General features: G+C 63.3%; 14 protein-coding genes and 1 riboswitch. Of the genes, 8 read left to right on the top strand and 6 right to left on the bottom strand.

What is annotated here, in order from left to right; translation table 11 throughout:
* Positions 1-83: 83 nt before the first annotated feature.
* Genes thiQ through thiB form a run of 3 tightly spaced genes read right to left on the bottom strand, consistent with a single transcriptional unit; the run spans position 84 to position 3,404 of the window.
* Complete coding sequence (gene thiQ / locus ACVJNE_RS18430; protein ID WP_499567933.1) at positions 84-794, bottom strand: thiamine ABC transporter ATP-binding protein; 711 nt, start codon at positions 792-794, stop codon at positions 84-86.
* A complete protein-coding gene (gene thiP / locus ACVJNE_RS18425) occupies positions 791-2,395 on the bottom strand; it encodes a thiamine/thiamine pyrophosphate ABC transporter permease (protein ID WP_499567931.1) in 1,605 nt (534 codons plus the stop codon). Before thiP ends, thiQ begins: the two co-directional genes overlap by 4 nt.
* A gap of 7 nt (positions 2,396-2,402) precedes the next feature.
* Positions 2,403-3,404 (bottom strand): thiamine ABC transporter substrate binding subunit, encoded by a 1,002-nt coding sequence (gene thiB / locus ACVJNE_RS18420; protein WP_499567929.1) that lies wholly within the window; start codon positions 3,402-3,404, stop codon positions 2,403-2,405.
* A 42-nt stretch (positions 3,405-3,446) separates the two neighbouring features.
* Positions 3,447-3,570, bottom strand: a riboswitch (TPP riboswitch).
* Positions 3,571-3,672: 102 nt separating this feature from the next.
* On the opposite strand from thiB, the gene ACVJNE_RS18415 reads away from it, so the two are divergent.
* From ACVJNE_RS18415 to ACVJNE_RS18400, 4 genes are read left to right on the top strand one after another with little or no spacing between them, the layout of a single operon-like run.
* The gene (locus ACVJNE_RS18415) at positions 3,673-4,320 is read left to right on the top strand and encodes a thiamine diphosphokinase (protein ID WP_499567927.1); all 648 of its coding nucleotides are present in this window, start codon (positions 3,673-3,675) and stop codon (positions 4,318-4,320) included.
* Between the two features lie 2 nt (positions 4,321-4,322).
* Positions 4,323-6,131, top strand: coding sequence for an ABC-F family ATP-binding cassette domain-containing protein (locus ACVJNE_RS18410; RefSeq protein ID WP_499567925.1), 1,809 nt, complete (start codon positions 4,323-4,325; stop codon positions 6,129-6,131).
* Positions 6,132-6,183: 52 nt separating this feature from the next.
* Positions 6,184-6,423 carry a type II toxin-antitoxin system CcdA family antitoxin gene (locus ACVJNE_RS18405; RefSeq protein ID WP_499567923.1) on the top strand — a complete coding sequence of 80 codons (240 nt, stop codon included), beginning with the start codon at positions 6,184-6,186 and terminating at the stop codon, positions 6,421-6,423.
* Positions 6,423-6,722 (top strand): CcdB family protein, encoded by a 300-nt coding sequence (locus tag ACVJNE_RS18400; RefSeq protein ID WP_499567921.1) that lies wholly within the window; start codon positions 6,423-6,425, stop codon positions 6,720-6,722. Before ACVJNE_RS18405 ends, ACVJNE_RS18400 begins: the two co-directional genes overlap by 1 nt.
* A gap of 72 nt (positions 6,723-6,794) precedes the next feature.
* Here the strand turns inward: ACVJNE_RS18400 and ACVJNE_RS18395 are convergent, their stop codons facing one another.
* Together ACVJNE_RS18395 and ACVJNE_RS18390 are read right to left on the bottom strand one after the other, a co-directional pair.
* The gene (locus ACVJNE_RS18395; RefSeq protein ID WP_173194650.1) at positions 6,795-7,166 is read right to left on the bottom strand and encodes a cell division protein ZapA; all 372 of its coding nucleotides are present in this window, start codon (positions 7,164-7,166) and stop codon (positions 6,795-6,797) included.
* A gap of 11 nt (positions 7,167-7,177) precedes the next feature.
* Positions 7,178-7,450 carry a DUF4164 domain-containing protein gene (locus ACVJNE_RS18390; RefSeq protein ID WP_173194649.1) on the bottom strand — a complete coding sequence of 91 codons (273 nt, stop codon included), beginning with the start codon at positions 7,448-7,450 and terminating at the stop codon, positions 7,178-7,180.
* Between the two features lie 268 nt (positions 7,451-7,718).
* Here ACVJNE_RS18390 and tkt point away from each other — a divergent pair, with 268 nt between their 5' ends.
* The 4 genes from tkt to ACVJNE_RS18370 all read left to right on the top strand — a co-directional run bounded on the left by tkt (position 7,719) and on the right by ACVJNE_RS18370 (position 13,298).
* On the top strand, positions 7,719-9,710 hold the full coding sequence (gene tkt / locus ACVJNE_RS18385; protein ID WP_499567918.1) for a transketolase: 1,992 nt from the start codon (positions 7,719-7,721) through the stop codon (positions 9,708-9,710).
* A 159-nt stretch (positions 9,711-9,869) separates the two neighbouring features.
* Positions 9,870-10,877: a type I glyceraldehyde-3-phosphate dehydrogenase gene (gene gap, locus ACVJNE_RS18380; RefSeq protein WP_421927018.1), complete on the top strand. Its 1,008-nt coding sequence runs from the start codon at positions 9,870-9,872 to the stop codon at positions 10,875-10,877.
* A gap of 20 nt (positions 10,878-10,897) precedes the next feature.
* The gene (locus ACVJNE_RS18375) at positions 10,898-12,091 is read left to right on the top strand and encodes a phosphoglycerate kinase (protein ID WP_499567916.1); all 1,194 of its coding nucleotides are present in this window, start codon (positions 10,898-10,900) and stop codon (positions 12,089-12,091) included.
* A gap of 298 nt (positions 12,092-12,389) precedes the next feature.
* A complete protein-coding gene (locus ACVJNE_RS18370) occupies positions 12,390-13,298 on the top strand; it encodes a fructose bisphosphate aldolase (protein WP_499567914.1) in 909 nt (302 codons plus the stop codon).
* Positions 13,299-13,306: 8 nt separating this feature from the next.
* On the opposite strand, the gene ACVJNE_RS18365 is transcribed toward ACVJNE_RS18370, so the two are convergent.
* Entirely contained in the window at positions 13,307-13,468 is a 162-nt protein-coding gene (locus ACVJNE_RS18365; RefSeq protein WP_421927013.1) for a hypothetical protein, read from the bottom strand.
* Between the last annotated feature and the right edge of the window lie 102 nt (positions 13,469-13,570).

The raw sequence follows: 13,570 nt of genomic DNA, 5'->3' as shown, positions 1-13,570 counted from the left end.
GGAAACAAGCCACGCCCTTCAGTTTGCGGGATTTGACCGGGAATTGTGTCGGCTTCCGGGCAGGGACATCGGCAAGCGGGCTGTCAAGCTCCGATGTAAGCCCTGAATGCCGCAGGCGCATTGTCCGAGAACATCTTTTCCGCTGCTGCGTAGGCAGCGACTTTTCCGTCTTCGATGAAAGCGACATGGTCGGCGAGCGCTTCGGCGTCGTCCGGGTGGTGTGTAATCATCATGATCGTCATGCCCCGTTCTGCGTGCAGTTCGCGCACCAGTTCCAGCATCTCGCGGCGCAAGGCGGGCCCGAGCGAGGCAAATGGTTCGTCGAGCAGCAGCACCGGCCGATCGCGCACCAACACGCGAGAAAGCGCCACGCGCTGGCGTTCTCCGCCAGACAGTTCGGCGGGCAGGCGCCGTTCCTTGCCGGTCAGCCCTGTGCGGGCAAGAGCGGCAGCGACGTCCTCGCGATCCCTGGGCGACAGGCGGAGTGCCGCCGATCGTCCGAGGCCGACATTGCTGGCTACGTCCAGATGGGCAAAGAGATTGTTCTCCTGGAAGATCATGGAAACGGAACGTCGGGCCGGTGGCAAGGTCGTTGCATCGAGATCACCTATCAGCACATGGCCGGAGGCCGGCGTCTCGAAGCCCGCTACAAGGTTGAGCAGCGTCGATTTTCCCGAACCGCTCGGTCCCATCACAGCGACGATGGAACCCGCCCCGACAGCGAGGTCGAAGGCCATCGAGGTCTCGCCGTAGCTGAAAACCACGTCATCGAGCCGGACTGCGGCACCACTCACCGGCTTCTCCTCGCGTTGTCGACAAGCATCATCAGGAGGAGGCAAAGGATGCCAAGAAAAAGCGCAAGCCCTGCGGCATCTTCGGTTCGGTAGCTGCCCATACGCGCCAGCAGCAGATAGGGCAGGGTCTGCACAGAATCGGAGCCGAACAGGGCAATCACCCCGAGATCGCCAAGCGACAGCGCCATGGCGAAGGCGAGCGCCATCAACATCGGGCGGCGGATGGATGGCCAATCCACCAGGCGGAAGCGGTTGACGCCCGAAATGCCGAGTGAGGCGCACAGCCTTTCGTGGCGTGCGCTGGCCGCGTCGTAGGCGGGTCTGATCGCCCGGATTGCAAAAGGCATCGCCATTACGGCGTTGACGGTTATCACCATGATGGGGGCGACCGCAAAGACATTGCCGGTCTGGCGAAGCAGGATGAACCAGCCGGCGCCGACGACTATGGGCGGCACGACGAGGACGAAGCCGGCACCGGTATCCAGCATACGCTCAAGCAGGGACGGTGATCCTGAAGACGATCTGCGCAATTCCACCGCACGCCGGGCCATGGTGAGTGCCAGCGACAGCGCAACGGAAAGCAAGGCGGCGATAAGCGCCAGCAGAAGGCTGGTCATGGTGGCAGCATGCACGGCCGGGTCTGCCGCCAGCCGCGCAAGGTCTGCGCGCAAGCCTGCGATGACGGTCGCGGCAAGCGGCCCGGCAACGAAGAGCAGGGCCGCAAGGATGAGTGCGCCATTGGCGACCCGCTCGAACTTTCCAGCCACGACGGGTCGGCGGGGGGCGACCGGAAGGTTCGCGTCGCCCGTCATGTTTGCCCCGAGCCGGATCAGTACCGCTACGACTGCCGCCGTGAGGACGATCTGCAACGCCGTCAATGTCACCGCACGGGCGGGGTCGAAATCGAAGCGCAGTGCCTGGTAGATCGCCACCTCCAGCGTCGTTGCACGCGGGCCGCCGCCCAGCGTCAGCACGATGGTGAAGGAGGTTACGCAGAGCATGAAGACAAGGCCCGCGATCCCCGGCAATGCAGCGCGCAGCACAGGCCATTCTATGAGCCGGAAGCCGGTTCGGGCGCCGATGCCCAGTTGAGCCACAAGTCGCCACTGGTCGGCAGGAATGGTTTCGAGCGCCTGCAGGAACAGCCGCGTCGCCAGGGGCAGGTTGAAGAAGACATGAGCGACCAGAATTCCCGAAAGTCCGTAAATGCCCTGCCAGCGCGCACCGGTCGCGGCGGTAAGGACATCGGCGAAAAGCCCCGCGCGGCCTAGCAGCGCCAGAACGCCGAGTGCTGCGACGATGGCGGGCAGCGCCAGCGGCAGCGCAAACATGCGCAGGATCAAGCTGCGGCCGGGAAAGGCGGGGTGGCGCGCAAGCGCTCGCGCAACGAGCATCGCCGGCACGACGGAAAGAACCGTCGAAAGAACCGCCTGCCACAAGGTGAAACGAACGATCCGCAGGAGGTAGGCATTGAATGCGGAAAGCGCGCCCGACCAGTCTGAGAATGCTTCCCACGCGAGGCCCGCAAAGGCCCCGCCGATCAACACCGCGATCGCCGCTAGAGCGGAAATGCCTGCCAGAATGCGGCGATCGCGCGTCATTGAGAGTTCAGCGGCTCATCACGGCAAGCCACTCGTCGATCCAGCGCTGTCGGTTCTGGGCGACCTGCTCGGGCGTGAACGCGAGCGTTTTGGAAGGCTCGACGAGAGTGTCGAAGACCGGGTTGAGCGGTCCTGAGGTTTCGCCGGCCGGGAACATCCAATTGGTCTCGGGGATCGCATCCTGGAAACCAGGTCTGGTCATGAATTCGAGGAACTGGGTGGTCAGCGGGTTCTCCGCGCCCTTGATCGTTGCGCCCGCCACCTCGACCTGCAGGTAGTGTCCCTCCTCGAAACTTGCTGCTTTGTAACGCTGGCTGTCCTCGGCAATCTCGTGATAGGCGGGCGATGTCGTGTAGGAAAGGACCATTCCCGCCTCGCCGCTGGTGAACAGGCCGTAGGCCTCGCTCCAGCCGGGCGTTACCGTCAGCACGCGCTGGCCGAGCTTCTCCCAGGCGGCCTGCGCGTCGTCGCCGTAGACAGCTTTCACCCACAAAAGCAGGCCGAGCCCGGGCGTCGAGGTGCGCGGGTCCTGGATGACGATCTTCTCCTCAGGGTCGCCTTCGACCAGTTCCTTCAGGCTTGCGGGGGGCGTCGCGATCGCCTCGGTGTCGTAGACAAAGGCGAAGTAGCCATAGTCGAACGGCACGAACATGTCGTCGTCCCAGCCGCCCGGTACATCAACGCGTTCGAGCGAAATGCCGTGTAGCGCGAACAGGCCTGTCTCGCGCGCTTCGTGCGTAAGATTGGTGTCCAGCCCCAGAACGATATCGGCCTGCGTGCCGCTGCCTTCGAGCTTGAGACGGTTCAGAAGCGCCACGCCGTCGGCCACCGCAACGAATTCCAGGTCGCAGCCGCATTCTGCCTCGAACGTTTTCTCGACGACCGGGCCGGGACCCCATGAGGCGGTAAAGCTCTCATAGGTATAGACGGTCAGCTTTTCCTGAGCTGCGGCCGGCATGGCGGCGAGACCCAGAGAAGCGGTGAGGATGATGAGAAAACGGTCGCGCATCGGGCGCCTCCTTGGCTTGTGTTTCAAGGGAAATCAGGCGCTTTGGCTGCAGCGTCTAATCCCTCCGCCGGTATGAGCCGGATCAGGTTCAGCGGGTTGGCAGGGTTGCCCCTCATGCCTCTCAGCCGGTCCGCATGGTTCGCGTCCGGCACCCCGTTAGAGCGGTTCCAGAAATAGGGCTGCGGGCAAGGCTAGGCAAGCGATTGTTTGGCAGACGCGATGCAAGGCGCTTTCGCTTCATTGGGCTCGCGTGATAGAGGCGACGCGCATGACCCGCTTCGCCATCCTTCTTGGCGGCGACCTCGTCGCCACGCCCCGGCTTGCCGGCCAACTCGAGCACACCCGGGTGATCGCCGCCGATTCCGGCATCCGCCACGCAAGCGTGCTTGGCATCGTTCCGGAATTGTGGACGGGCGATTTCGATTCCGTCGACGACGGGTTGAGGCAGGCCCATGGCGACGTGCCGACCGAGATATTCCCGGCCGACAAGGACAAGACCGACGGTGAAATCGCCATCGATGCCGCGCTGGCCCGTGGCGCTGACGAGCTTATCCTCGTCGGTGCGTTCGGCGGCGCGCGTGCCGATCACGCCTTCCTGCATCTTGCGGCCGCTTTGCGGCTGGCCGAAGGGGGCACACAGTGCCTTTTGACCAGTGGTCAGCAGGAAGGAACGCCCGTGTTGCCGGGCATTACAAGGCGCTTCGATTACGAGGACGGGACGCTGTTCAGCGTGTTGCCGTTCTCCGACCTCGAAGGGCTTACGCTATCCGGTGCGAAATGGCCGCTTTCCGACCGAACGGTTCCTTTCGGCTCGTCGTTGACCCTCTCGAATGAAGTGCGGGGCGACCTGAGCGTGACGCTCCAGTCCGGTCGCGCCCTTCTGATCGCCCATCCTGTTTCCTATTTCCGCATGTGACGATGGCTCCACCGCTTCTTACCCTTGACGGCATTCGGCTGACCTTCGGCGGCACTCCGCTGCTCGACGGCGCTTCGCTCTCGGCATCTTCCGGCGAGAAGATTGCGCTTGTGGGTCGCAACGGATCGGGCAAATCGACACTGCTCAAGATCGCGGCCGGCATGGTCGAGCCGCAGGACGGCGAGATTTTCCGGCAGCCGACAGCGACTGTGCGCTATCTGCCGCAGGAGCCCGATATGGACGGCTACGCGAGTGTGCTCGCCTATGTCGAGGCCGGCCTGGGGCCGGCAGACGATTCGTATCGCGCCACCTATCTGATCGAAAGCCTCGGGCTTTCGGGCGACGAGCGGCCGGGCACGCTTTCCGGCGGCGAGGCGCGGCGTGCCGCGCTCGCCCGCGTCATGGCGCCGGAACCCGACATTCTGCTGCTCGACGAGCCGACGAACCACCTCGACCTGGCCACCATCGAATGGCTGGAGGGCGAACTGCAGCGCACGAAGTCGGCGCTCATCATGATCTCGCATGACAGGCGGTTTCTGGAACGCGTGTCCCGGGCGACAGTGTGGCTGGATCGCGGTACCACGCGGCGGCTCGACAAGGGGTTCGCGCATTTCGAGGAATGGCGCGACCGGCTCCTGGAGGAGGAGGAGCTGGAGCAGCACAAGCTCGGCCGCCAGATCGAGCGCGAGGAGCACTGGCTGCGCTATGGCGTGACCGCGCGGCGCAAGCGCAACATGCGCCGGCTCGGCGAGCTCCATTCGATGCGCGAGCGGTTTCGTGGCAGGCGTGGCCCCGAGGGTATCGCCTCGATGTCCGCAGCCGAGGGTGCGGAGTCCGGCAAGCTGGTCATCGAAGCCCGCAATATCGCCAAGAGTTTTGGGGATCGCGCTGTCGTGCAGGATTTCTCGACGCGCATCCAGCGGGGCGACAGGGTAGGCCTCGTCGGACCAAATGGAGCCGGGAAGACCACACTCCTGAAGATGCTGATCGGTACGCTGGAGCCGGATGCCGGCAGCGTGCGGCTTGGGGCCAATCTGGAGATCGCCGCTCTCGACCAGAAGCGCGAACTCGACCCATCGGAAACGCTGGCTCACTATCTCACCGACGGCCGGGGTGACAGCCTCGTGGTCAATGGCGAAGAAAAGCATGTCGTTTCCTACATGAAGGACTTCCTGTTCAAGCCGGAGCAGGCGCGGACACCCGTGCGCGAGCTTTCCGGCGGGGAGCGGGCGCGGCTGGTGCTGGCGCGCATCCTGGCACGGCCTGCCAATCTGCTGGTGCTTGACGAGCCGACCAACGACCTCGACATGGAAACGCTCGATCTGCTGCAGGAGCTGGTTTCCGGCTATCCGGGAACCGTGCTTCTCGTCAGCCACGACCGCGACTTCCTGGACCGAACGGTTACGAGCGTGATTGCCCCTGACGGTGAGGGGCGCTGGATCGAATATGCCGGCGGATATTCCGACATGCTGGCGCAGCGCGGCGGGCAGGCACTGCAGGACCGCGCGCGTGCCGCGAAGAAGGAGCCGCGCGAGAAGAAGGAACCTGTCGGGAACGAGTCTCGGGCATCCGTACGCAAGCTCTCCTACAAACAGAAATTCGCGCTCGAAAACCTTCCCAAGCAGATTGCGGAAACCGAGGGCAAGATCGCTGCTCTTGAAGACAGGATGTCGGATCCCGCCTTCTACACAAAGGACCCTGACGGCTTTTCGAAGGTTGCGGGACAGCTCGAAGGCCTGCGGGCCGGCCTCTCCACCATGGAAGAGGAATGGCTGGAGTTGGAGATGCTGCGGGAGGAGATCGAGGGGTGACTTTGCGCGCTTTTATGCGCATAATATGTGCGCACAATTTAGGACGCGCACGATGAAGAATGAAGCCCCCTCGATCCGTAAGGCAGCAAACCTGTCAATCGACGCCCACGTGCTTGCGGAAGCGAAGGCGCTGTCGGTCAATATTTCCCGTGCCGCCGAAGCTGGAATTTCGGATGCGGTGCGCCAGGAAAAGGAACGACTTTGGAAGGAAGAGAACCGCGGGGCGCTCGAAAGCTGGAACCGCTGGGTCGAGGAGAACGGTATTCCGCTGTCTGAATATCGTCAGTTCTGATGGCGCGGTTCCAGGTATTCGCACAACCCGGCAAGGCCGGATATCTTCTGGACGTCCAGTCTGAGCTGATCGATATCGCGCGGACGCGGGTTGTTGTGCCATTGATGCCGGCAAAGCGGATGCCGCCCGCAATCGCCCGTTTGCACCCTGTCTTCGAAATCGGAGGCGACGATGTCGTTATGGCTACGCATCTGATTGCAACGGTGCCGACCAGCATTCTCACTGAACCGCGCGGCGATCTATCTGCAGAAGGCGACAAAATCACCGCCGCGCTCGATATGCTCTTCCAGGGGTTCTGAGATCGGCGGCCTTAAGAGGCTATCCGCGCAATGCCTGCGGTCGATCTTTCGACTGGCTGATCCGAGATTGGCTCAGGCGGGCAGGCCGTCGGCATTGAGCTTGGCGGCAAGGCCTTCCATGCGTTCGGCCAGGTTTGCTAACGCTCCAGTAAGCGCCGCATCGTTCTTATCTGCCTTGGTCAGTGCGTCGTCGCGCGTCTTGCGCAGCGTGGCGATCTCGCTCTCCATGCCTTTCATGCGCTTCTGCAATTCGGCAAGTTCGTCCATCACCATGATGCCGGCCATCACGGTCAGGCGCTGGTCACCGATTTCTCCGAAAGATCCCTTGAGGTGGGAGACATAGCGGTCGAAGCGCGTCGCCAGATCGGTCAGGTGTTCTTCCTGCCCTTCATCGCAGGCCATGCGGTAGGACTTGCCGTCGATCGTCACCGTCACCTGCGCCATGGGCCTGTCCTTTACCTGTCGAGTACCGCGCGGATGGTCTCCATCGCTGCCACTAGCCGGCGCGAGACCTCCTTGTTGGCTTCTTCCAGCCGTTCGGCGCGGGCTTCAGAACTATCGAGTTCCTGAGCGAGGCGGGCTCGGTCGGCGTTCATGCGCTGCACTTCGGCTTCGGCATCGCCATATTCCTGCTCACGCTCGAATCGTGCGGAAACCGCATCTTCGAGCGTCTCGATCGCCTTCCCGAGGCGGGCAATTACTTCCTTGAGGGTCGCTTCCCCGGTCATGGTATCCGTTCCAGCCCCTGAGGTGGTGCCGAATCGCGCGCTTTCCCAGCGCGTTAGCCGTGAAACATTAGGCAGCGTGCGAAGCGGGCGTCAACGCGGCGCTCGCGACTATCCCCTTTAAACGCACTCGCAAGGAACGGGAAAGCGCTGCAAGCCTGCGGACAGAAGCCCTGTCAACGTTGACTCGGGGCGCGCGCCTGCTATGTGTCCCCTCGCTTTCCGGGCCGTATCCGGCCCTTTTCTTGCGCGGGACGACAAGCGAGCGATCATGACCACACGCGAAATGCACGACCGCATGGCCAATGCGATCCGTTTCCTTTCCATGGATGCAGTCGAAAAGGCCAATTCGGGCCATCCCGGCCTGCCCATGGGCGCGGCCGATATCGCGACCGTGCTGTTCTCCCGCTATCTGTCCTACGATCCGCAGAAGCCTGACTGGGCCGATCGCGACCGCTTCGTGCTGTCGGCCGGCCACGGTTCGATGCTTCTCTATTCGCTGCTCTACCTGACCGGCTACGAGGACATCGACCTCGAGCAGATCAAGCATTTCCGCCAGCTCGGCTGGCGCACCGCCGGCCATCCGGAATGGGGCCACGCTGCCGGCATCGAGACCACCACCGGGCCGCTTGGCCAGGGCCTTGCCAATTCGGTCGGCATGGCGCTTGCGGAGCGCATCATGAATGCGCGCTTCGGCGACGACCTCGTCGATCACTATACCTATGTGCTGGCCGGCGACGGCTGCCTGATGGAAGGTATCAGCCAGGAGGCGATCTCGCTTGCGGGCCATTTGAAGCTGAACAAGCTGATCGTCATCTGGGACGACAACAACATCTCCATCGACGGCGCGATCTCGCTGTCCGACTCCACCGACCAGTGCAAGCGTTTCGAAGCCTCCGGCTGGAACACGACGCGCGTCGATGGCCACAACCCGGATGCGATCGCTGCCGCGATCGAGGCGGCCCGCAAGTCGGATCGGCCGACGCTGATCGCCGCCAAGACGACGATCGGCTATGGCGCGCCGACGCGCGCCGGCACCAACAAGGCGCACGGTTCGCCGCTGGGTGCGGAAGAGATTGCCGGCGCGCGCAAGGCGCTGGGCTGGGATGCGGAGCCCTTCGTGGTGCCATCCGATGTTCTGGATGCCTGGCGTGTTGCCGGGCTGCGCGCTGCCAAGGAGCGCAAGGAATGGGAAAAGCGGCTTTGCGCCGCCGACGCGTCCACGCGCGCCGAGTTCGAACGGCGCATGCGCGGCGACCTGCCGCAGGGTTTCGACCAGCTCATCGTCGACTACAAGAAGAAGCTGGTCGAAGACAAACCCAAGGTCGCGACCCGCAAGTCGTCAGAAATGGCGCTTGAAGTCATCAACGCCCTGGTCACCGAAACCATCGGTGGCTCGGCGGATCTCACCGGCTCCAACAACACCAAGACCAGCCAAACCTCGCCGATCAAGCCGGGCGACTATTCCGGCCGTTACGTCTATTACGGCATTCGTGAGCATGGCATGGCAGCCGCCATGAACGGTATGACGCTGCATGGCGGCGTCATTCCTTACGGCGGCACCTTCCTCACCTTCTCGGATTATGCGCGGCCGGCGATGCGTCTGGCATCGCTGATGGGCATCCGGTCCATATTCGTGATGACCCACGATTCCATCGGTCTTGGCGAAGACGGGCCGACCCATCAGCCTGTCGAGCATCTGGCCGCACTGCGCGCGATCCCGAACCATTACGTCATGCGTCCGGCCGATGCTGTCGAGGCGGCCGAGTGCTGGCAGATCGCGCTTGAATCCACCAAGACGCCGTCCACGCTGGCGCTGACCCGGCAGAACCTGCCGACGGTGCGCACCGAGCATGCGGTCGAGAACCTTTCTGCTCGCGGTGCCTATGAACTCGCCGGAACCAATGGCGATGCAGCCGTGACGATCTTTGCGACCGGCTCGGAAGTCGAGATTGCGCTCGCCGCTCGCGCCGAACTCGAGAAACGCGGTCACCGGACACGGGTCGTTTCCGTGCCGTGCATGGAAATCTTTGCTGCGCAGAGCGACGAGTATCGGACCGGTTTGATTGGCAATGCGTCGGTCAAGATCGCGATCGAGGCCGGCGTGCGGCAGGGTTGGGACGCGATTATCGGTTCCGACGGGCTTTTTGTCGGCATGAGCGGCTTCGGCGCCAGCGGCAAGATCGAGGATCTCTACAAGCACTTCGGCATTACTGCCGACGCCGCGGTCGAGGCCGTCGAAAAGCGGCTCGCGTGCGCCTGAGCTGGGGCAGGCGCACCGCGCCTGTTCTGTGCTAATCGGTTTTATCCCGGCTGACGCTGGATTCTTCCGCGCCGCGCCGCTATGGAAGCGCTGCCTTGGCGGCGGGCCTTGCGCCATGCCGCCGAAACACGCTTTCGAAGCCTCCTGGGAGACCGCCTCATGACCGTAAAAGTCGCAGTTAACGGATTTGGCCGCATCGGCCGGAACATCGTCCGCGCCATCTATGAGAGCGGCCGCAAGGACATCGACGTCGTTGCCATCAACGATCTCGGGCCGGTGGAGACCAACGCACACCTGCTGCGCTACGACAGCGTGCATGGCAAGTTCCCGTCTGAGGTGAAGGTCGATGGTGACACGATCTCCGTCGGTTCCGACTCCTTCAAGGTCTTCGCCGAGCGCGACCCCTCCAAGCTGCCGTGGGGCGAACTGGATGTGGATATCGTGCTTGAGTGCACGGGCATCTTCACCTCCAAGGAGAAAGCGTCCGCGCACCTGACCGCCGGCGCCAAGCGCGTCATCGTTTCAGCACCGGCCGATGGTGCCGACCTGACGGTGGTCTACGGCGTGAACCACGACAAGCTCACGAGCGAGCATGTCGTGATCTCCAACGCTTCCTGCACCACCAACTGCCTCGCGCCGGTCGCCAAGGTCCTCAATGACGCCTTCGGCATCGAAAAGGGCTTCATGACGACGGTTCACGCCTACACGGGCGACCAGCCGACGCTCGACACGATGCACAAGGACCTCTACCGCGCCCGCGCGGCAGCGGTGTCGATGATCCCGACCTCGACCGGTGCGGCCAAGGCCGTCGGCCTCGTTCTGCCGGAACTCAAGGGCAAGCTCGACGGCGTGTCGATCCGCGTGCCGACCCCGAACGTCTCGGTCATCGACTTCAAGTTCGTGCCGAAGCGCAAGGTTACCGTCGAAGAGGTGAACGCGGCGCTGGTGGCGGCGGCGGACGGTGCGCTCAAGGGCATCCTCGCCTACACCGACGAGCCGCTGGTTTCGATCGACCTCAACCACAACCCGGCATCGTCCACTTTCGCGCTCGACCAGACCAAGGTCATCGAAGGCGACCTGGTGCGCGTGATGTCGTGGTACGACAATGAGTGGGGCTTCTCGAACCGCATGGCCGACACGGCCGTGGCGCTGGCGAAGACCATCTGATCGCGGCACGGGGAACGACGATGACAGGCTTTCGCACGCTCGACGAGGCACAGGTTTCGGGCAAGCGGGTGCTTGTCCGCGTCGACCTCAACGTACCCGTCAAGGACGGACAGGTAACTGACGCGACCCGCATCGAGCGGGTCGCGCCAACGATCACCGAACTGGCAGACAAGGGCGCGAAGGTCATCCTTCTCGCCCATTTCGGCCGCCCGAAGGGCGAGCCCAACCCGGAAATGTCGCTTGAGCCTATTGCCGCGGCGACGGAAGCCGTCATCGGCCGCAAGGTGGCCTTTGCCGCCGATTGCATCGGCGAACAGGCTGCTGAGGCAATTGCGGCCCTCGCCGATGGCGACATCCTGCTTCTGGAAAACACCCGCTTCCACAAGGGCGAGGAAAAGAACGATCCCGATTTCTTCAAGGCGCTCGCCGCCAATGGCGACATCTACGTCAACGACGCCTTTTCCGCGGCCCATCGCGCGCATGCCTCGACCGAGGGCCTCGCGCACCTGCTGCCGGCCTATGCCGGACGCACCATGCAGGCTGAGCTCGAAGCGCTCGAAAAAGGCCTTGGCAAGCCGGTGAAGCCGGTGGTCGCGATCGTCGGCGGCGCCAAGGTGTCGACCAAGATCGACCTGCTGATGAACCTCGTCAAACGGGTTGACGCACTGGTCATCGGCGGCGGCATGGCCAACACGTTCCTCGCCGCGCGCGGCACCGATGTCGGCAAGTCGCTGTGCGAACACGATCTCGCCCCGACCGCCAAGCAGATCATGATCGAGGCTGCGACCGCGGGATGCGCGATCGTTCTGCCGACCGACGCCGTCGTGGCCAGGGAATTCAAGGCGAATGCCGCGAACGAAACGATTTCCGTGGAGGCCGTTCCGGCCGATGCGATGATCCTCGATGTCGGGCCGAAGACTGTCGAGGTGGTCAACCAGTGGATCGAAAAGGCGCAGACGCTGGTCTGGAACGGTCCGCTCGGAGCCTTCGAGATCGAGCCGTTCGACGCTGCGACGGTGGCCGCGGCGAAGTTCGCGGCCGACCGGACCAGGGCTGGCAAGCTGGTCTCGGTCGCCGGCGGCGGCGATACGGTCTCGGCTCTGAACCATGCCGGGGTTGCCGATGACTTCAGCTACGTCTCAACCGCCGGTGGCGCCTTCCTCGAATGGATGGAAGGCAAGGAATTGCCGGGCGTGGTGGCGCTGTCGAAGTAGGATCGTGCGTCCTTCGAGGCTCACTGCGTTCGCACCTCAGGATGAGGACTGTAGTGCAACGCTCCAATGAGCTCGTGGGTTCGAGGGTTATTTGTTGACGTCCATCGCGTCCACTGTGAGCGGCTCGGTCAAACACTTCCCTCATCCTGAGGTGCGAGCGGAGCGAGCCTCGGAGGACGCACCTTAACCCTCTTAAACATTTGAAATCGCTTTCAATCGATTCGACCAACCCGGCTCCATTCCGCTTTCAGGCCGCATCTGGTAAGCGGCCTGCCAAGGATAATCTGGAGGCACAGGAATGAGCGAACGTCTTGAAAACAGCGCGGCGATGACGGAGCAGGCCGCAACCAAGGACGGTTTCATTGCAGCGCTCGACCAGTCGGGCGGCTCCACACCCAAGGCGCTCAAGCTCTACGGCGTCGAGCAGGGCGCATGGTCGAACGATGACGAGATGTTCGATCTCATCCACCAGATGCGGGCGCGGATCATCAAGTCGCCTGCGTTTACTGGCGACAAGGTCATGGGAGCGATCCTGTTCGAGCAGACGATGGATCGCGACATCGACGGCACGCCGACAGCGAAATACCTCTGGGAAAAGCGCGGCGTCGTGCCATTCCTGAAGGTCGACAAGGGCCTCGCCGACGAGGCGGACGGCGTCAAGCTGATGAAGCCCATGCCGGATCTCGATGCGCTGCTGGAGCGTGCCGTCGCAAACGGCGTCTTCGGCACCAAGATGCGCTCGGTGATCGACGCGGCAAATCCGAAAGGGATCGCTGCGGTCGTTGCCCAGCAGTTCGAGGTCGGCCGGCAGATCATGGGCCACGGCCTCGTGCCGATCATCGAGCCGGAAGTGACCATCTCGATCGCCGACAAGGCCGAAGCCGAGGACATCCTGCTTGCGGAAATCCAGAAGCATCTGGATAGCGTGCCGGCCGGCAAGCAGGTGATGCTCAAGCTGACGCTGCCCACAAAGGCGAACCTCTACAAGCCGCTGATCGACGATCCGCGCGTCATGCGGGTCGTTGCCCTTTCCGGCGGATATTCCCGCGACGATGCGAACGCCAAGCTGAAGCAGAATGCGGGCATGATCGCCAGCTTCTCGCGCGCCCTGACCGAAGGGCTTTCGGCCCAGCAGAGCGATGCCGAGTTCGACGCGGCACTTGGCTCGGCGATCGACAGTATATTCGAGGCATCCCGCGCAGGCTGACCGTCCGGTCAGCCGCCGTGGCTGAGTCCTGCCGTCACGACGATCAGGCCGAGCGCAACGACCGCCAGCTTCCAGAAGTCGGCGCGGCGCTTCAGGCCAGGCAGACCCAGCGGCTTGATGATCTGAACGATCATCAGGCCGACTATCAGCAGCGATAGAATCTTGCTCATGCCGTTCCAGGTTGCGTTGCCATTGCGCCGCGCCCGTTTGAGCAGCATCCTTGACGTCTGTCAAAGTGCGGGCAGCCATGCTTCCTTAGTCAGATGGACGGC

The sequence above is a fragment of the Mesorhizobium sp. DxT genome (genome assembly GCF_058448885.1).
Note: the sequence above shows the minus strand (reverse complement) of the source record. Positions and strands in the feature narration are given on the sequence as shown.